This is a genomic window from Neobacillus drentensis (assembly GCF_036966985.1).
In the GTDB taxonomy this organism is placed as follows: domain Bacteria; phylum Bacillota; class Bacilli; order Bacillales; family Cytobacillaceae; genus Neobacillus; species Neobacillus drentensis_E.
The window spans coordinates 1236-1493 of the sequence record NZ_JBALSN010000684.1 but is presented as its reverse complement, the minus strand read 5'-3'; the positions used below and the strand labels follow the sequence as shown (position 1 = coordinate 1493).

At 26.0% G+C, this 258-nt stretch carries 1 pseudogene; it reads left to right on the top strand.

Features of this window, described 5'->3' with window-relative positions:
• Positions 1–156: 156 nt before the first annotated feature.
• Positions 157–258: pseudogene (locus tag V7659_RS30460) on the top strand (NAD(+)--rifampin ADP-ribosyltransferase); the annotation flags it as partial.

Sequence of the window (258 nt, the reverse complement as noted above, 5' to 3'; positions counted from 1 at the left end):
AAATTTAAAATAATCATTAACAGGTTGGACACAATATCATTCTCTCTACTTAAATTATACCGTTATTTATATTTTTTTTATAGAGTGTTTTTTTTGTTATTCCTACACTATACTGTACTTTAAATACAAATCTAAAAATAGAAGAGGTGTGCCAGTATGAATGACAAAAAAGATGTCTTAGATAATGGTCCTTTTTTTCATGGTACTAAAGCAGAATTAGAAATTGGTGATTTATTAGAACCGCAATACTTATCAAAT